20 protein-coding genes are annotated in these 18449 nt (G+C 32.4%); 16 read left to right on the forward strand and 4 right to left on the reverse strand.

Translation table 11 applies throughout. The features are described 5' to 3' along the window. Nucleotides 1-82 precede the first annotated feature (82 nt). The 3 genes from ACW9XH_RS07360 to ACW9XH_RS07370 all read left to right on the forward strand — a co-directional run bounded on the left by ACW9XH_RS07360 (nucleotide 83) and on the right by ACW9XH_RS07370 (nucleotide 2428). Nucleotides 83-931 carry a TrmB family transcriptional regulator gene (locus tag ACW9XH_RS07360; RefSeq protein WP_457759991.1) on the forward strand — a complete coding sequence of 283 codons (849 nt, stop codon included), beginning with the start codon at nucleotides 83-85 and terminating at the stop codon, nucleotides 929-931. A gap of 93 nt (nucleotides 932-1024) precedes the next feature. Then, on the forward strand, nucleotides 1025-1522 hold the full coding sequence (locus ACW9XH_RS07365) for a HEAT repeat domain-containing protein (RefSeq protein WP_457759992.1): 498 nt from the start codon (nucleotides 1025-1027) through the stop codon (nucleotides 1520-1522). 96 nt (nucleotides 1523-1618) lie between these two features. Continuing rightward, entirely contained in the window at nucleotides 1619-2428 is an 810-nt protein-coding gene (locus tag ACW9XH_RS07370) for a histidine kinase (protein WP_457759993.1), read from the forward strand. A 34-nt stretch (nucleotides 2429-2462) separates the two neighbouring features. Here the strand turns inward: ACW9XH_RS07370 and ACW9XH_RS07375 are convergent, their stop codons facing one another. Continuing rightward, nucleotides 2463-3086, reverse strand: coding sequence for a transcriptional regulator (locus ACW9XH_RS07375; RefSeq protein WP_457759994.1), 624 nt, complete (start codon nucleotides 3084-3086; stop codon nucleotides 2463-2465). Between the two features lie 253 nt (nucleotides 3087-3339). On the opposite strand from ACW9XH_RS07375, the gene ACW9XH_RS07380 reads away from it, so the two are divergent. The 3 genes from ACW9XH_RS07380 to ACW9XH_RS07390 all read left to right on the forward strand — a co-directional run bounded on the left by ACW9XH_RS07380 (nucleotide 3340) and on the right by ACW9XH_RS07390 (nucleotide 6082). After that, the gene (locus tag ACW9XH_RS07380; protein WP_457759995.1) at nucleotides 3340-3894 is read left to right on the forward strand and encodes a hypothetical protein; all 555 of its coding nucleotides are present in this window, start codon (nucleotides 3340-3342) and stop codon (nucleotides 3892-3894) included. A gap of 84 nt (nucleotides 3895-3978) precedes the next feature. Next, complete coding sequence (locus tag ACW9XH_RS07385) at nucleotides 3979-5049, forward strand: DMT family transporter (protein WP_457759996.1); 1071 nt, start codon at nucleotides 3979-3981, stop codon at nucleotides 5047-5049. A gap of 193 nt (nucleotides 5050-5242) precedes the next feature. Continuing rightward, nucleotides 5243-6082, forward strand: a complete 840-nt coding sequence (locus ACW9XH_RS07390; RefSeq protein WP_457759997.1) for a TrmB family transcriptional regulator — start codon at nucleotides 5243-5245, stop codon at nucleotides 6080-6082. Nucleotides 6083-6183: 101 nt separating this feature from the next. On the opposite strand, the gene ACW9XH_RS07395 is transcribed toward ACW9XH_RS07390, so the two are convergent. After that, a complete protein-coding gene (locus ACW9XH_RS07395; RefSeq protein ID WP_457759998.1) occupies nucleotides 6184-6585 on the reverse strand; it encodes a DUF2203 family protein in 402 nt (133 codons plus the stop codon). Nucleotides 6586-6695: 110 nt separating this feature from the next. Between ACW9XH_RS07395 and ACW9XH_RS07400 the strand changes: the two genes are divergently transcribed. The 3 genes from ACW9XH_RS07400 (at nucleotide 6696) to ACW9XH_RS07410 (ending at nucleotide 8038) form a co-directional block, all read left to right on the forward strand. After that, on the forward strand, nucleotides 6696-6854 hold the full coding sequence (locus ACW9XH_RS07400; protein ID WP_457759999.1) for a hypothetical protein: 159 nt from the start codon (nucleotides 6696-6698) through the stop codon (nucleotides 6852-6854). Nucleotides 6855-7364: 510 nt separating this feature from the next. After that, complete coding sequence (locus ACW9XH_RS07405) at nucleotides 7365-7643, forward strand: hypothetical protein (RefSeq protein ID WP_457760000.1); 279 nt, start codon at nucleotides 7365-7367, stop codon at nucleotides 7641-7643. Continuing rightward, nucleotides 7640-8038 (forward strand): pyridoxamine 5'-phosphate oxidase family protein, encoded by a 399-nt coding sequence (locus ACW9XH_RS07410; protein ID WP_457760001.1) that lies wholly within the window; start codon nucleotides 7640-7642, stop codon nucleotides 8036-8038. Before ACW9XH_RS07405 ends, ACW9XH_RS07410 begins: the two co-directional genes overlap by 4 nt. Here the strand turns inward: ACW9XH_RS07410 and ACW9XH_RS07415 are convergent. Continuing rightward, complete coding sequence (locus ACW9XH_RS07415) at nucleotides 8035-8400, reverse strand: response regulator (protein WP_457760002.1); 366 nt, start codon at nucleotides 8398-8400, stop codon at nucleotides 8035-8037. The genes ACW9XH_RS07410 and ACW9XH_RS07415 overlap by 4 nt on opposite strands. A 437-nt stretch (nucleotides 8401-8837) precedes the next feature. Between ACW9XH_RS07415 and ACW9XH_RS07420 the strand changes: the two genes are divergently transcribed. Next, nucleotides 8838-9116, forward strand: a complete 279-nt coding sequence (locus ACW9XH_RS07420) for a peptidylprolyl isomerase (RefSeq protein ID WP_457760003.1) — start codon at nucleotides 8838-8840, stop codon at nucleotides 9114-9116. Between the two features lie 259 nt (nucleotides 9117-9375). Further along, nucleotides 9376-9648 (forward strand): hypothetical protein, encoded by a 273-nt coding sequence (locus ACW9XH_RS07425; RefSeq protein WP_457760004.1) that lies wholly within the window; start codon nucleotides 9376-9378, stop codon nucleotides 9646-9648. Here the strand turns inward: ACW9XH_RS07425 and ACW9XH_RS07430 are convergent. Continuing rightward, complete coding sequence (locus ACW9XH_RS07430; RefSeq protein ID WP_457760005.1) at nucleotides 9645-11153, reverse strand: DEAD/DEAH box helicase; 1509 nt, start codon at nucleotides 11151-11153, stop codon at nucleotides 9645-9647. The two genes, ACW9XH_RS07425 and ACW9XH_RS07430, sit on opposite strands and share 4 nt — an antisense overlap. Before the next feature lie 431 nt (nucleotides 11154-11584). On the opposite strand from ACW9XH_RS07430, the gene ACW9XH_RS07435 reads away from it, so the two are divergent. The 5 genes from ACW9XH_RS07435 to ppdK form a co-directional block, all read left to right on the forward strand. Next, complete coding sequence (locus tag ACW9XH_RS07435) at nucleotides 11585-12070, forward strand: deoxycytidylate deaminase (protein WP_457760033.1); 486 nt, start codon at nucleotides 11585-11587, stop codon at nucleotides 12068-12070. Nucleotides 12071-12074: 4 nt separating this feature from the next. Then, nucleotides 12075-14630 (forward strand): DNA-directed DNA polymerase I, encoded by a 2556-nt coding sequence (locus ACW9XH_RS07440; protein WP_457760006.1) that lies wholly within the window; start codon nucleotides 12075-12077, stop codon nucleotides 14628-14630. Nucleotides 14631-14638: 8 nt separating this feature from the next. Then, nucleotides 14639-14929, forward strand: a complete 291-nt coding sequence (locus tag ACW9XH_RS07445; protein ID WP_457760007.1) for a SemiSWEET family sugar transporter — start codon at nucleotides 14639-14641, stop codon at nucleotides 14927-14929. Between the two features lie 37 nt (nucleotides 14930-14966). Further along, a complete protein-coding gene (gene tpiA, locus ACW9XH_RS07450) occupies nucleotides 14967-15623 on the forward strand; it encodes a triose-phosphate isomerase (RefSeq protein WP_457760008.1) in 657 nt (218 codons plus the stop codon). A gap of 27 nt (nucleotides 15624-15650) precedes the next feature. After that, nucleotides 15651-18449: pyruvate, phosphate dikinase (gene ppdK, locus ACW9XH_RS07455; protein WP_457760009.1), on the forward strand; the 2799-nt coding region annotated here is incomplete at its 3' end.

Consider the following 18449-nt stretch of genomic DNA (forward strand, 5'->3'; position numbering starts at 1 on the left):
TTTGAAGGACATAGGAATTGTACGAAAGTACTAAATGCAATCACTCAAAATGAGCCTAGGGCAAAGAGGTTGAGAAAATAAAATGATGTCTTATCAAGAACATATAACAGGCATAGCATCAGAACTAGAAGAGATTTTAGATCTCGATGATTTAGAAGCTAAAGTTTATCTCAATTTGCTTAGAGCAGGACCAATTACTGCCAGTGCACTTGCAAAAGAATTGGATATTGACAGAGCAAGAATGTATAGAACAGTAGACAAACTAGTAAGCAGGAACATCATTTCAACAACACTGTCAAGTCCTAAATTATGCATAGCAGCAGATCCTCATGATGCATTAAAAATTGCATTAGGAAAGAAGGAAGACGAAGTAAACAAAATTAAAAAATCAGGTGAAGCAATAATCGATAAAATCAACAGTGAAATCACATCTAGCCAGATAAGCACAGTCCCAACATTTAGAGTGGTTCAAGGGCGTCAAAACATCTATGCAGATATCGCTCATTTAATTGAAAATTCAACTGGAATTACATACATTGCAACAACACTAGATGATGTATCAAGAATGTATCACAGTACAATTCCAGAAAAAATCAGCATTTGTGAAAAGAATGGAGGCATAGTAAGATTACTGGTAGACATGACTGATCCAAAATTAGCCCCATTTGTTAAAAGATTCAATGCCACTGAAACACGAATAGGGAAACTGCCATCTAAGGGAAGAATGGTAGTTCAGACAAACAAGAAAATGATAATGTCAGATTCTGCAGCATCATCTCAGAATTCAAATGCAGATTCAGATTTTTCACTTTGTACAAATTCTTCCGAAATGGTGGATAATATTTTCACATTATGCTCATTTTTGTGGGATGTGTCAAAACCACTCAAAACAATTGATGTCAAAAATTTTGTTAGAAAAACAAAATCTTAGACATTCATAATATTGTGTAAAAATAAGAGTTTCATAAAAAGCGAGCCTGAATAATTCGAAATCGTTAAAAGGTATTGATTCCCAGATTTGGAAATGGCAATAGAAGTATTTGATGAAGGCAAAATGAGAGAACTATCAGAGGAAGATAGATTCAAAGCTTGTGAACAAATATTGAAAAATGAAGATGATGAATCAAAACGTTGGGATGCAGTGTGGCTAATAGGAGAATTAGCAGAAAACAAAACTGAAGAAGACCCAATGTTCAACAAAGTAGCAGACGTCATCGAATGGGTTATGAAACATGATAATAATGGAGTAGTAAAACATGAAGCATCATTTCAAATCGCAGCAAGAAATATGCGTTCAAAAATTCCAGTACTTATTGATGCAGCACTACACAGTGAAAGTGTTCTAACTAAACACGAGTCTATCGAATCATTAGGATTAATGAGAGCATTCGAGGTAGAAGATATGATTAAAGAAGCACTAAAAGATCCAAGTGTAGATGTAAGAGAAACTGCAGAATTCGTACTCAAAAGATTCGCAAGAATGAAAAATCAGGGCGAATACAAACCATACAATATTTTATAATATTGTATATCTGCACTTTTTGTTTAAAAAAACATCATCATGGCGGCATAATTTGAACCCAGAAAGAATTTTATCATAACAAACAAATCTCAATTTATGAAAGATGTAGAAATTGATCCAAATGAAATTCCAGAAGTAGTACCTGAAAAGATCAATAGTCGATATAATTTTAAAATATTTATCATTATTGCAGCAATTGTAATTTCATTTCACGTTTTGATCAATTTTGGAACATCTGAAGAAAATTCGGATTCAATTGCATCAGTGTTTTCATTTCTCAATCCACTCATAGTTTCAACCATAGGATTTACAATCGCCATCAGATATAGAAAATCATTAATTTTTGGTAGATCATATATTGCACTTGCAATAGGATATTTAGGAATATTTCTAGGTGAAATTACGTATACGATATACGATATAATTTTCGATATTGAGCCATTCCCATCAATTGCAGACGTCTTCTTTTTCATACAATATCCACTATTACTTACACATCTGATTCTAAACATCAAATTCTTCACACCCAAAATCAACAACAAAGTAAAGTTATGGGTAATTATTATGCCAATTGTAGTTCTAGCAGGATATTCAACAGTATCAATTACTCAAGCTGAAGTAGGTGTTTTTGAATTTGATTTTTACTACGGTGCAATTTTTGTATATTTTTCATCATTGACATTAAGTTTTGCAGTAGTAGGAGCCATTATTTTCAAAGAAGGCGTTATTGGAAGAGCATGGTTCTTACTGGTAATTGGAATTTTGTTTAACACCATTGGAGACACATGGTATTATAACTTAGAATTGTTTGGCGAATATGATCTTTTACATCCAGTTAACATGTTTTGGTATGCAGGCTATTGGTTAGTAATGTATGCCCTAGTAAAACACAAGAAAACAATTTAGCAAATAATAGCAAATAAAAACAATTTTTAAAACATTAATTAAAAATTTGAACAGTTTGTAAAATTGAACTTTCAGATAACAAACTCTTTTTGAGTTGCACTCTAACTGAGATGTTGTTTTTTACAATATCAACTTTAACATTGTCAAATATGGTTTCATATTTTTTAACCTTCTTTCCATCATGAGCTAACTCATATCCATTTGAGACAAGCAATCCACCATTGATCAAGAAATTGATTTTTCGGTATCCAGACGTTTGAGGCACATTACAAGTTTCCAATATTTTAGCAATGATTAAAGATTCATCCATCACAGAATCTAGTATTAATTTTTTATCCGGGTCAGCAAATGATTCTAAGAAAACTTTAGATAATTCAGGGTCTTTAATTGAAATCCAATTAGATGTAGATTGTTTTGAAGATTCAATATCAACAATCTTTTGTAAGAATTTTTGTTCCAAACCATCAGCACCTGCACCAAAAAATTCTCTTAATACACTATCGAATTTATTGAAATTTTTAATTGCCTGGACTAAACCAAGACCGTGTCGTTCCATCAATCTTTCTTCAATTTTGTTTAATGTTTCCTTACCCAAATTTTCTTCTATAGATTTTCTCAAAGATGGGACAAGTAAGTTATCTAAACCGTTTTCCAACATCAATTTGAACAATCATTATATTATAAACAGTGTGCCAAAACTTTTGTGACAAACATTTCTTTTTATATCAAAATTTCTTTACTTCGATCAATTGTTTGACAAGCATGTTTGATCGATCACAAATGAATACATTGTAATGATTCGTACAATCCTGTATGTATCCAAAATAACATACTAATCCATATCACCAGATTTGGAAATAAGAAAGTGGTAAAATGGCAATCATTCAAATGACGGTATCGGAGAGCGTCAATTGACCGTACAAGAAAAACAAATTCTAAAAAAAACAGATAATGTATCAATCAGAATTGATTCAGATCTCAGCAGTAAGCTTCATGAGAAATGTTTAGAACAAAAAATTAGTCTAAATACGCTAATCAATCATCTTTTAGAAAAACAAGTAAATTGGCATGAATTAACTACACAGATGGGATGGATTCCAATGTTCAGATCAACATTCAGGGAATTATCAGATTCTATTACTAAAGACAAAATTGAAAAAATTGCAGAAACGACTGGAACATCAGATTTGAAAAATTCATTAAATTATCTATACGGGTATGTTGATTTAGATTCAATCCTAGATTTATTCAAAAAAAGATGTCTAAGCATGAATGTTCAATACAGAGAGATTGAAGTGAATGGGAGAAACAAAATCATCATCCAACATGATTTAGGTAAAAATTGGCCATTTTTCATCATAGGTCAAATGAATTCAATATTAAATGAAATAGGTCATAGAGTGGTGAATGAAGAATATAACAAGCAGGGATTTTCCTTTGAAATTGTCAAAATAAACGAGATGTAACGAGATCTAAAATTACGCATAATATTCCCAGAAAATTTAGGATCTACCTATAAGGGATAATCTCATTTCCAAAAATGGGAATAAATGTTATCGAGGAATGTCTCATTAAAAAAATTCAAGAGCGGGTATTATTTCATAATAATAGCTGCCGCATTATCCGCACTTATCCATGTAATCTCAAAACCCATGCTTGAAAATTCACCACATTCGATTGAGATCAACCCAATTGTAATGGCATTCTTGATTTATTTTATCTGCGGCATATTTTTTACCCCGCTGACAAAAAAATCACATTCAATTTCCAAATTTGGAAAAAAAGATTGGATGTTTATGGGACTCATAGGAGTTTCAGAAGTATCAGCATTAATTACATACTTTTACGGATTATCAACATCAACTGCAGTAAATGCATCAATCTTTAGCAATAGTGAAATAATTTTTGCATTAGTCATTGCAATGCTAGTGTTTAAAGAGAAATTACGCATCAAAGAATGTATTCCATTTTCAATGATCGTTATAGGAATGATGGTAATACCAATAGGAAATGACTTACTGCAAAATAATTTCAGTTTAGGGAATGTAGTTACCGGCGATTTATTAATAATATTTTCAGGGTTTTTGTACGCAGTAGACATCACATTGTGCAAATATGTAGGAGACAGATTTGATGTCAAAAGAGTCACACAAATTGTATCATTTGTTTGTGCAACGATTGCAATTTCAATTATAGTATTATTTCAAATTCCAATGAACATAGACATTGTCCAATTACCAGGAATCTTAGTAATGTCGATATTAGGGACAGGGATGTCAACTTTGTTTTTCTTAGTAGGGCTAAAGATGATAGGAGCTGTAAGAACAGTACTGTTGTATTCTACAACTTCGGTGTTTGGGGTGTTATTTTCAGGAATTATACTTTCAGAGGCAATTACTGTAATAGACATTGTTTCATTAACACTAGTTTTAGCAGGAATATTTTTGTTAAGAAATAGATTGGCCGAAGGAGAACATGGTTCAAGTACAGATGAAGAGCTCACAGTAAGCAGATCAAGAGATTCAAAATCAATCAAACGTGGAAAATATGTACTTAAAAAATCAATTCCAAAGAAGATCAAAGAGAGAGTTATTTTCCAAGGATGGATTGGGGCAGGATAGTGATAAACGTTCATTTCCACTATTGAAAGTATGAAATAAAGTGAAAGATATTTTCTTTTTGAAGTAAAAAATTATGAAAAAACGTATGGGTTTGAGCATAAAAAACGTGTTTTTTTTCAATTGTAGTTATTTGTAACTAATTGTATACGATTGAACGATCAGGCTTTTATGATAACATCGATCATTTCCATTAATGGTAATCATAGCAAACACAATTCAACTAGGGACATTTCCGGTGGATAAAACAAACTATGAAGAAATCAGAGACGCTTTAGTAGCATTTGGACTAACTCCAAATCAAAGCAAAGTATTTTTCTATTTAGGAAAAATTGGTGCAAAAACTGCATCAGATATTGCAAAAGCTGTGAATGTTCCACGAAGTGAAACATATCATCTGCTAACAGCACTGCAAAACAAAGGAATAGTAGAAGCATCATTTCAGCATCCAATTCAATTTTCAGCACTATCAATTAAAAAAACAGTTAATCTTCTAATCAATACAGAAACAGAGCGTCTAAACAAACTCAAAAAAGCAGGCCCAAAACTAGAAGAAATTTGGGAAAAGATTCCAGGAGTAGTTTCAACAAAAGAAGAAGAAGAAGAAGAAAAATTCAAAGTATTGCAAGGAGGTAATCAAGTAAATAGTAAAATTTTTGATATGATATTAAATGCCAAAAATGAATGCAGGATTTTAGGTTCAGAAAAAGATTTCATGAAATTTTATCATGCAAATTTTCTAGATGCGCTAGAAGAACGTGAAATTGATTATAAATTATTAACATCAATTTCAAAGAAAACAAAATATATTTTTGAAGATATTAACAAATCAAAAATTAAACGACTTTGTTCATCCGTAAAAGAAAATTTGTGCTTTTTAATTAAAGATGATGACGAAGTGTTGTTCTTTATTAAAAACGAGGGAAACAATAAAGAGATGAGGGCAATATGGACGAATTCTGAAACAATCATTTACTCTAAAGCATTGTTGTTTGACAGTATTTGGTCAAAAACAGATGAGGGGGATATTCAATGACCAGATGTAGTTGTGGATATAGCACCAAATGCACAGACGAATTTTGTGCCCATCTTGCAAACACTTGGGATGATCTTAGAACTCTACATGATTTAAAATAATTAAATTAAAGAATCATCACTTACTTCTATTGGCTTTCTGCCCATAAAACCAGAATCTTTTTCATGCCAAAATTTTATTTCAGTCTCACCATATTTCCAACACAGCCATACTTCTTCATCAAATCGTTTGGAAGGAAAATCAAGCAAACCTTGTTCAATGCTTTTTACCACGACCCCTGTATTTTCCAGTATTTCTACAGATTCATAAAATTGGGTAATTGCAGAATTTAATTTTTGTTTTAAATTAACATAAGATTCAAAGGAGTTTGTAGTAGAGATACAAATTTGTAATTCTTGTTCTATTTTTTTTACTTCGGTATTTTTTGCTAGCGAATATTCAAATTTCTTGATCACATCAGGTAATGCAGTATTTGCCTCATTTGTTGTAAAAAATGTAAACATGTGTGCTCTCACAAAGCAGGGATTAAAAATCTTAGGTGTAAATGTAGACTTTTGTCTTCAAATCACAAAGTTCAGATATAGTTATTATCAAGATTAGAAAAAATTCAAACATGGGATTCAAAAGAGGCATTAACAAATGTGTAGAATGCGAAAAGAAAATGAAAGAAGACCCTAATGAAACAGGCATGTGTAGTAAATGCGGTAAAGAGCAAAATCGTATCGAGTCAACAATATACAAAGAATTAATCGATGAAGGAAGATTTCCATAGTATTGATTTCAGAGAAGAACATCCCAACAAATCCATAATCTGAGTGTATTGTATATGTTCAAAAGAGTTTAGAATCTATGGGTTTACTGTATTCAATATTAAAAGAACACAAAGAACAATTCCTGCCACAATAATAGATCCTTTGAATAGTGTTTTCAATAATTTTTAGCAAATGATACGAACTTAAGCGTATTGTATATAGTCACTAGCAATCACACTCATCAACACATTCAGAATCATCACTTTCTGGAATAATTCCCAAATATCTCAAGATTACTTTATTTGACATTTTACTAGTAATTGTTATGAAATTATGAATATGAACTAGAGTATGTAAAATGATTACACATAAGATATACAAATTTTTAATATTTTATATAATTATAAACTTAAGCGCATTGATAATTATAGAATAGCGTTCTTACTCAATGCAATTACAGATTGACCAAACAGAAATCATTCAATCAATATGAGATGCAGATTTATTAAGAAATAATATTGAGAATGTTTATGAGTGAAGATCAATTAGAGGCATTAATTATTCAAGTAATCAACGGAGCAATTACTACAATTCCATCATATCTAAATGAAATTAAAGAAAACGAAGAGATCTTAAAAGTTGAAAATCCTCAAGAGTTCACATACGGGATTGTGATGGGAATGGCACTTGGGATGGGAGGGGCAATCCTCAGTGCTCAAAAAGAAGTGCCAACAGAAGAAGATCAAATAAGAATCAGAGACATCGTATACAAATACATTCCAGAAATAAGAGAACGAATTTTTAGTTGATTGAATTTAACAGTAAAGAAATAGAGTTTCTAAAAGAACTAGAAGAAGCAAGAATAGCAACATCTCACAATGACATCCCACACGTAAAACCAGTATCGTTTGTATTTGTAAATAATTCAATTGTGGTAGCAACAGACTACAACACACGTACTTTTAACAACCTCAAACTAAATTCTAAGGTAGGAATTGTAATTGACATTTACAAATCTAGAGAACATAGAGCGATATGCATTCAGGGAGATGTAAAAATAATTGAAAAAGGGTCAGATTTTAAAATGCTCTATGACATTTTCTATGAAAAATTTGCTTGGGTAAAAAAAGACCCATGGAAAGAAAATGAATCTCCTTTTTTAAAAATTATGCCAAAAAACAAGATTAGTTGGGGATTAACTTAGAATGTTATTTCTTGTTCAATTTGAGATAGCAACCCTTGAACAGATATAGGCTTTCTTAAAACAGAGCGGATTCCCAAATTCAGTAGTTCCTGTTCTTGTGTGGGATTCATTTCAAGAGCACTAACAATGACCACTTTAGATAGTTCTGAAGATCTCCTGTGTTTAAGATCTAAAAGAAAATCAACCCCACTATATTGTGGCATGCACATGTCAAGTAAAATTAAATCATAATCTTTGTAAACTGCCAATTCCAAACCAGCTCGTCCATCGGATACACTGTCAAAATCATAATTCTTTGTCGACAAAATATCTGCAAAAATTTGACTTATTTCAGAAACATCTTCGATATGAAGTATTTTCATATAATATCACATGTGTTAAAATTGATAAAAACAAGTTTGCTCATTTGAACAAACTATGACATTTATCAAAACAATTCATAGATTTTATTTCATTGTAGAATTTTTTAAAAAATATAGTTCTATGAAACAGATTTACACACGCATTTGCTTTGTTTTTCAAATCTTGGAAATTTTAGCTTATTGCATATTTCGCAATACAGTTGAGAAGACATACATCTGTAGATTCACCGTAGTATATCCATCTTTTATCAAATTTTCATAACATGGTTTTTCATTTATGGCAATCACAATAACAGCTATTAGGGATACATCTATGAGTTAAACAGTCTTTACAGCCCTTGCTCCGCCCACTTTTTACTCGCAGTCTTTCTTTATCCAATTTCTAATTGTGTAAGAAATACTAACAAATAAAGACATGGAATAATTCAAAGATTGAAATGAGTAACAAGATAAAATGCTCCCACATTTTAGTTGCAAAACAAAGTGAGGCATTAACTATTCTAGAAAAGATCAAAAACGGAGAAAAATTTGCAAATTTAGCAAAAGAATTCTCAACAGACACAGGTAGTGGAAAAAAGGAAGGAAATCTAGGCTACTTTACAAAAGGAATGATGGTAAAACCATTTGAAGACGCAGCATTCAAACTTCAAGTTGGAGAAATGTCTGAACCAATCAAATCAGAATTCGGATACCACATCATCAAAAGGCTAGGCTAATCTAGGGTAAGGATTTTGATTGTTTGACCTTTTCAAAATCATCATTTATTTTCTGACTAATCTTCTTAAAATCTTCACGTATTTCCTTATGAAGATCTTTCTCTTTTTGAACTAAATCTTTCATCTCTTTAGATTTGTCTGCACCTGTCAATAGACTAGAATGTGGCAGAAGAGTTTAGAAGATAATTATCAATTCAAACAGCACAAAAACCAAAATAAAATACACAACATTTTTTTTAGTTGCAAAATATATCAAATTATGTTACTAGATGAAAAAACCATGGATGTGATTTTAGAATATCTAGAAAAATCAATTATTAACATATCTAAAGACGCATTTGAGAATCTTGAATTGGAAGGAGGCATTCAAGAAGTTCAAAATTTTCTTGAAAGTCAATATGACATCAGGTTAGAGAATTTACTAATTGCAAAAAATAGCAGCATTCATCATTTAGAATCAAGTATGAAAAACAAAATAATTCAAAAAAAACAATCTCTTTTTGATAACATACTCAAGCAATACACAAACTAGATAAAAGCATCTAAACCGGATTTTTTGGATTCAATCTCGTGGTTTTTTTCTAAAACTTTAGTCATTTTATCACCCATTGATTTTGCAGCAGTCATTTTTCTTTTGCCAATCCAATAATATGTCTCATCAATAGTATCTTTTGCTATCAAAACTACAAGCTTTCCAACATCTTTTCTACCAGTTCTCCCCCTACGCTGAATGAATCTCACAGAACTTGGAACATTGTCATAAAAAATTACCTGGTTTACTTCTGCAATATCTAGACCTTCTTCCCCAACACGTGTTGCAACAAGTACACGAAATAACCCATCTCGGAAATTCTGTACAGTTTCAATTTGTTTTTTCTGTTTTAATCCAGCCTCGCCTGCCTTTCCAATCAGAATGCCTGCGGATATTCCTAATTCAAGGAGTTTATTGTAAATTAGATCAACTGAATCCCTATAACTTGTAAAAATTAATGCTTTGCCTGGAACAGATTCTATAATTTCTTTAAGCTTAGGAATCTTTGAATGTTCAATACCACGAGATTGAGCTTCGTTTGCAAGATGAATTGCCCTTGTAAAGTTTGGATCAATCTCAAATAATTCTTTAACACCTACACCTTTTTTTGCTTTAGCTCGTTCACAGAATTTTAGAAAAGGAGTAACTCCATGAGCCTCAAGAATGTTTAGAGCATAATGGATTCGAATAGCTGTGAAAAGAGGTTTTGCAGAGCGTCTGTTCTGATTCAATACAAATTGTCTAATTCTAAGTAGAGCAGAAAGAGATTGTTGTTCAGCCAAACGAATGCCATTTTTTCTCAAAACATCATATCGTTCATCTAATGCTAATTTCAATAATTTTTGTATTGATTTTAACTCAGGAGGCAATTCTACGTGAATCCATTCAGTATTAGTTTCTTGAGTGTAAGGTTTTACATCAGGACTATCTTCAGTACGTTCTGCAACACTAGAAATTCGAAGTTTTGTTAAAATCTCAGTGGCCTTTTCTTTTTCACTAGGCAAAGTAGCAGTCATCCCAATAAGTCTAGCAGATGAATTTTCAAAGCGTTGAGCAATTCCAGAATAAGCATAGTCACCAACAGTTCTATGGACTTCATCAAAGATCACAAGAGTGAATTGGTCGGAAGTTACAATTCCTCGAACAAAGTCATTCCGGGCAATTTCAGGAGTTGCGCATACAACACTATTACTCCAAAGTTTAGTTCTTTTGGGAATTGGATCCTCCCCAGTGATTAGAGAAATATCATCAAGAGTGAGATTATTTTTTAAAAAATCATAATGTTGATTGACTAAAACTCGGGTAGGCGCCAAAAATAAAATTCCTCCAGTGCCTTTTGATAAATATTCAGAAATTACATGTAACGCAACTGCAGTTTTTCCAAGACCTGTAGGTAAAACCACAATACAATTTTCAGCAATAGCTTGATTTGCAAGACTTATTTGATAATCTCGTTTTTCTATAGAGTTCTTTTTCACATATTTTTTATCTACAAAATCAGTCATCAGATATTGAAAGATCAAAATTTATTGATTTTATGCTTTCGTATTGAATTGTTTAGCTAATACTAGACTCTAAATACATTCTATCTTGTATAGATAACAATATCATGAATACAGAAAAAAATATGAAGCATTTTATAAAATGCACATTTTGTGGCAAGTCTGACAGGGTTGAATATTTAGGAGGACTAGATTGGTTTTGCAACAAAAGATGCCATTACAATTACAGACACAGGAATGACGACGTATGATTAAATTTGTTATTTCTTCCAGATACAATATCAGGGTCAAATATCATTTAATTTTGAAGACCGTTCACTCCATGAAAGATTGATCGCATGTGTAATTTTGACTAGCGTGATCCATATATTGAACAGACAGACAGGATTCATGTGAGTAGTTCTTTTGAGAGACCCGGATGGGATGAATATTTCATGCTTCAAGCAGAACTTGCCAAACTTCGTTCTAACTGCATGACCAGGCAAGTTGGCGCAGTAATTGTCAGAAACCACAGACAGCTAGCAACAGGATATAATGGAACACCGCCTGGAATCAAAAATTGTTTTGAGGGAGGATGTAAAAGATGTCAACTTCGAATGGAGGGGAAAATCGAATCAGGGGCATCGTTAGATAGATGTCTTTGCAACCATGCAGAAGCTAACGCCATCATGCACTGTGCAATTTTGGGAATTGAGGCAGGAATCGAAGGTGCAATCCTATACACAACATTTGTCCCATGTCTAGAGTGTACTAAAATGGCAATAACCATAGGCATCAGGAAATTTGTTTGTCTCGATGCATATCCTGAAACAGATTATGATTTGTTAAAAGAAGCAGGAGTAGAAGTGATACATCTAGATAAAAATAAAATTACGAGATGGGCAAAAGAACTAGTAGGACAATACGAGAATTCTGTGTGAGAAAATGCAAGTAAACACAGGAGAAAGTAAAAGAATTGAATCAATGGCGCCATCAATGCTGGTGTCAGCTACATACGACAATATTTTAAAATCAGTCGTGTTAAAATTTTATGAACCAAAATCCAAAGAATTGATTTTATGGCATGATGAAACAGGACATAAGCCATATTGTTATTCAAGACTGTCACCAGATGAATTAGATTTTCTTCAAGAAAGAGCAGACGTACTTGAAATTAAACAAGTCAAAAAATATGATTTACTAAAGGACGAAGAGATTGAATTATCACAAATAATTGTAGATAACCCACTGTCAATAGGAGGAAATTTTGGGGAGAGTATCAAAAATCAAATCGAAACGTGGGAATCAGATCTCAAGTATTATGAAAATTATCTCTACGATAGAGGATTAATAGTTGGAAGATATTACGAAGTGAAAAATGGGAAAATAGAACCATATGATTTAGAAATTTCTGACGAAGTTAAACTTGCACTAAAAAGTTTGTTGTGGGATAAAGTCGACAGCGAAAGCATGGTAGATGCTGAAGAATTTAAAATATTTATTTCAGAATGGGCGGATTTACTAAATCAGCCAATTCCAAGAATAAAAAGACTCAGTGTAGATATTGAAGTTGAAGCAGTGATTGGGAGAATACCAGATCCAAAACTAGCAGAAAAAAAAGTTACAGCCGTAGGACTGAAAGGATCTGATGGATTTGATCAAATTTTTGTGCTTAAAACAGAAGGAACAGATGAAGGAACAAATGAATTAGAGCCAAACATCAACATAAAATTTTACGATTTAGCAGATGAGAAAAAAATGATAGAGGACGCATTTCAAATAATCAAAACATTTCCATTTGTTCTGACATACAATGGGGATGAATTTGATTTACCATATCTTTACAACAGAGCAGAAAGACTAGGAATAAAAAATTCAGAAAACCCATTTTACATGATGAGGGATTCTGCAACACTCAAAGAAGGAGTTCATTTAGACTTGTACAAAGTTCTTTCAAATAGATCATTTCAAATTTATGCTTTCAGTCAAAAATATACAGATTTTTCTCTGAATAGTGTTTCAAAAGCACTACTAGGAAAAGAAAAAATAGACTATGGGTTAGAATTTCATGAATTATCATTATACCAAACTGCAAATTATTGTTACAATGATGCACTACTAACATACGAACTTACCAGTTTCAACAAAGATTTGTTAATGGATTTGCTGGTAATCATTGCAAGGATTGGAAGACTTCCAATCGACGATGTTGCAAGATTAGGAGTATCACAGTGGATTAGAAGTTTGTTATATTATGAGCATAGACGAAGAAATTGCCTGATTCCAAAACGTGAAGAGTTGCAAAGAAGATCAGAGGGAGTCATGTCAGATGCGGTGATTAAAGATAAAAAATACAGAGGAGGTCTAGTCGTAGAACCAAAAGAAGGAATTCATTTTGATGTAGTTGTAATGGACTTTGCAAGTCTGTATCCGAGTATCATTAAAGTTAGAAATCTATCATACGAAACAGTAAGATGCACTCATGAAGAATGTAAAAAAAATACAATACCCGGAACCAATCATTGGGCATGTACAAAGAAAAACGGCCTAACATCGCTAATTATCGGATCATTGCGAGATTTGAGAGTAAATTACTACAAAAGCCTATCAAAAAAAGAAACACTAACTGACGATCAAAGACAGCAATACACAGTAGTCAGTCAAGCACTTAAAGTGATTCTAAATGCCAGTTATGGGGTAATGGGAGCTGAAATATTCCCATTGTATTTCCTACCAGTCGCAGAAGCAACAACAGCAATAGGGAGATTTACTATTTTAGAGACAATTAAAAAATGTGAAGAAACTGGAATTGAAGTCCTGTATGGAGATACAGATTCATTATTTTTGAAAAAACCAACTCAAGAGCAAATTAAGATTGTAATAGAGCAAGCAAAAAAAGACCACGGGGTAGATTTAGAAATTGATAAGACATACAGGTATTGTGTACTTTCCAATAGAAAGAAAAACTATCTAGGGGTAACAAAGTCAGGCAAAGTAGACGTTAAAGGATTAACAGGTAAAAAATCACATACACCGGCATTTATCAAAAATTTATTTTATGAATTAGTAGACATATTATCCAAAGTTCAAACAATGGAAGACTTTGTTAAAGCAAAAATAGACATTGCAGAAAAAATTTCAATGTGTGGAAAAAAAGTAGAAGCCAAAGAAATTCCATTAGAGGATTTGACATTCAATGTAATGCTTAGCAAAGCACCTTCAGAATATGTAAAAACAATCCCCCAACACATCAGGGCAGCAAAACAACTAGAATCAATCAGAGAAGTAAAGAAAGGAGATAAAATTTCATTTATAAAAATTCTAAACAAACCAGGAGTAAAACCATTAGAGTTGGCAAAAAAAGAAGAGATTGATTCTAAAAAATACATGGAATTTATGGAGGCAACATTGGAACAAATCACATCTTCAATGGATTTAGATTTTGATACAATGTTAGGAAAACCAAAACAAACAGGATTAGATGAATTCTTTTGGAGTTGATGTAAATCATGGAAGTTGACGGAACACTTTTGGCAATATTAGGTATTTCAGCCGGAGTTTTGATTCTCACCGGATGGGTAGAGCAGATTTACAAAGGATATAAAACAAAGAGGCTAAATGACGTTTCAAAATTTTTAATGATCTTCATAGCTGCAGGATCAATCCTGTGGTTGATTTATGGAATCATCGTATCAGATGTATTCATTATAGGCACAAATTTGGCAGGGTTAACTTTAATGATAATTGTATCTACAATGAAAAAACGATATGACAATTTATCAAAAATAAAAGAATCTTAATCAAGGATTAAATACAATATAAAAAGTTCAAAGAAAGATGTTTGTAATTAATTGTAAAAACTATGAAGAAATTGCAGGAGAGAACATCATCAAATTTGTAAAAATAGCAGAAAAGGTTTCTAAAAAATATAAAATAAAAATAGCAATCTCACCACCGCAGCACCTCATAGGAGTAGTGGCAAATAGTACAATTCCAATTTTAGCTCAACATATCGATAATTCTAAAGTTGGGAGTACAACAGGGTTTGTAATTCCAGAATTACTAAAAAAATCAAAAGTGAAAGGATCATTGATCAATCACAGTGAACATAGAATCTCAAGTAAAGAAATTGAAAAATTGGTTTTAAAATTAAAAGAACTAAAAATGATATCCATTTTATGTGTAAAAGATATCGCAGAAGTAAAAAAATATGTAAAATTAAATCCAGATTATATTGCAATTGAGCCACCAGAATTAATTGGATCAGGTAAAGCAGTATCTAAAGAAAAGCCAGAATTAATTGCAAAAGCTGCAAGTATTGTAAATAATTCAAAAAATAAAACAAAATTACTTTGTGGTGCAGGAATTGTATCAGGTGAAGATGTAGCAAAAGCAATAGAGTTAGGATCAAAAGGCATCTTAGTTGCTAGTGGAATTATTAAGGCAAAAGATTGGAATAAAATAATTTCTGAATTTGCCAAGGGATTAGTTTAAAAAGCCAAAAAATTTACAAATTTTTGCATGGTAAAAACTAAATCAGTTTATGCATTTGAAGAAGCAGATAGTAAGAACAGGATGCTTCTAGGCGGTAAAGGTGCAGGGTTAAGTGAAATGACTCGGTTAAAACTGCCAGTACCTCCAGGATTTATCATCACAACTGAAGTTTGTAACAAGTATTATGAAAACAATAGAAAACTTCCAAAAGATGTGATGCCAGCAGTTATGAAAAACATAGCAATAATGGAAAAAAAGACAGGTAAAAAATGGAATTCAGTGAATAACCCGTTACTAGTTTCAGTTCGTTCCGGTGCAGCCATTTCAATGCCAGGAATGATGGACACTATTTTGAATTTGGGATTAAATGAGAAAACAGTGGAAGGATTTGCAGAACAGACAAAAAATCCACGATTTTCATGGGATTCGTATAGAAGATTTATTCAATTATTTGGAAAAGTTGTATTTGGAGTTAATGATGAAAAATTTGAGCACGTATTAGACTCTGCAAAAGCCAAACAAGGTGTTACAGATGATAGTAAATTAAACGTAGAATCATTAAAGATAATTGTATCAGAATATAAAAAAATATGTGAAGAACACACAAAAAGAAAATTCCCAGATACACCAGATGAGCAATTAGTGTTATCCATAGAGGCCGTTTTTAAAAGCTGGATGGGAGAAAGAGCAATTGTTTATCGTGAAAAAAACAACATTACAAAAGATATTGCAAATGGAACTGCAGTTAATGTAGTTACAATGGTATTTGGAAATATGGGAGATGACAGTGCAACAGGGGTCGTATTTACAAGAAATGGTCATGATGGTAAAAAAGAGATGGAAGGAGAATATCTAATCAATGCACAAGGAGAAGATGTTGTAGCAGGAGTCAGAACTGGAATGAGTATCGAACTATTAGAAAACGACATGCCAAAATCACATAAAGAATTAAGTAATGCATGTGAAAAATTAGAAAGACATTTCAGAGAACCACAAGATATTGAATTCACTATTGAGCAAGGGAAATTCTACTTGTTGCAAACAAGAACTGCAAAGATGAGTGCAAGTGCACTTGTAAAAACATCAGTAGACATGGTAAAAGAAAGATTAATTGATAAAAATAGAGCACTTACAAGAATCCCAGCTCAACAATTAGAAGCACTACTCCATAGAACAATGGATGAATCAGAAATTAAAAATTATAAACAATTAGCAAAGGGAATTGCAGCATCGCCAGGAGCTGCAAGTGGAATTGTAGTCTTTGATGTTAAAAAAGCAATAGAGTTAGGAGAAACAGGAAATAAAGTAATTTTAGTTAGAAAAGAAACAAAACCAGAAGACGTTCCTGCATTCTTTTCATCAGAGGGGATTTTGACTAGTTTGGGAGGAAAATCATCTCATGCAGCAATAGTATCAAGAGGAATGGGAAAACCATGCATAGTAGGATGTTCAGAATTAAAAATAGATTATGATAACAACACATGTACTGCAAACGGAATTACCGTCAGAGGAGGAGAAACAATAACCATTGATGGAAGTGTTGGAACTGTCTTTATCGGAGACATTCCAACTGTAGAGCCAAAAGTGACAAAAGACTTTGAACAAATCTTAGAATGGGCACAGAAAACAAAAACGCTCGGAATTAGAGCAAACGCAGATACACCCGAAGGAGCAATTCTTGCAAGGAAGTTTGGAGGCCAAGGAATTGGATTATGCAGAACAGAAAGAATGTTCAACGGAAGTGATAGAATCAATTTGTTTGTTGAAATGATTATGGCTGAAAATATTGAAGAACGAAGTAAAATTTTAAACAAATTAGGGGAATTACAAAAAAGTGACTTTATTGAAATACTAAAAGCAATGGAAGGGTATGAAGTTACAATTAGACTATTAGATCCTCCACTACATGAATTTCTACCCAATCCGGAAGAACTGGTAGAAAAAATTCAAAAAATGGAAGCAAGTGGAGATACAAATGAAATTAATAAAATGAAAATTATTTTGAAAAGAGCTAGAGAATTAGCAGAAATTAATCCAATGATGGGGCATAGAGGAGTCAGAGTAGGAATCACATATCCAGAAATTTATGAAATGCAAATCAGAGCTGTATTTGAGGCACTAGTGGAACTAACAAAAAATAATGTCAAGGCCCACCCTCAAATCATGATCCCACAAATTAGCAGCATAGCAGAATTAAATCACATCAAGAAAATTTATGATAGAATCAAAAAAGAAACAGAAGCCCAACACAAAATGAAATTGAATATTAATTTTGGAACAATGATAGAAGTAGTAAGAGCAGCACTAACTGCAAATGAACTTGCAACTACAGCAGAATTCTTTAGTTTTGGCACTAATGACTTGACTCAAGGAACATTTAGTTTTAGTCGAGAAGATGTGGAAGGAAAATTCCTTCCAGAATATATGGAAAAAGAACTCTTAGAGAGGAATCCATTCCAATCAATTGACGTAAACGGAGTAGGCAGTTTGATAAAAATTGGTCTTGCTGCAGGACGGGCATTACGACCAAACATGGAAGTCGGAATATGTGGAGAGCATGGAGGAGATCCAAGTTCTATCAAATTCTGTCACGATGCAGGATTAAGTTATGTGAGTGCATCACCACATAGAATCCCTATCGCAATAATTGCAGCAGCACAAGCAGCAATTGAACAATCATTGAAATTAAAGTCAAAACCAAAGTCAAAACCAAAGTCAAAACCAAAGTCAAAACCAAAGTCAAAACCAAAGTCAAAACCAAAGTCAAAACCAAAGTCAAAACCAAAGTCAAAACCAAAGTCAAAACCAAAGTCAAAACCAAAGTCA

The sequence above is a fragment of the Candidatus Nitrosopumilus sp. bin_32a genome (genome assembly GCF_054095935.1).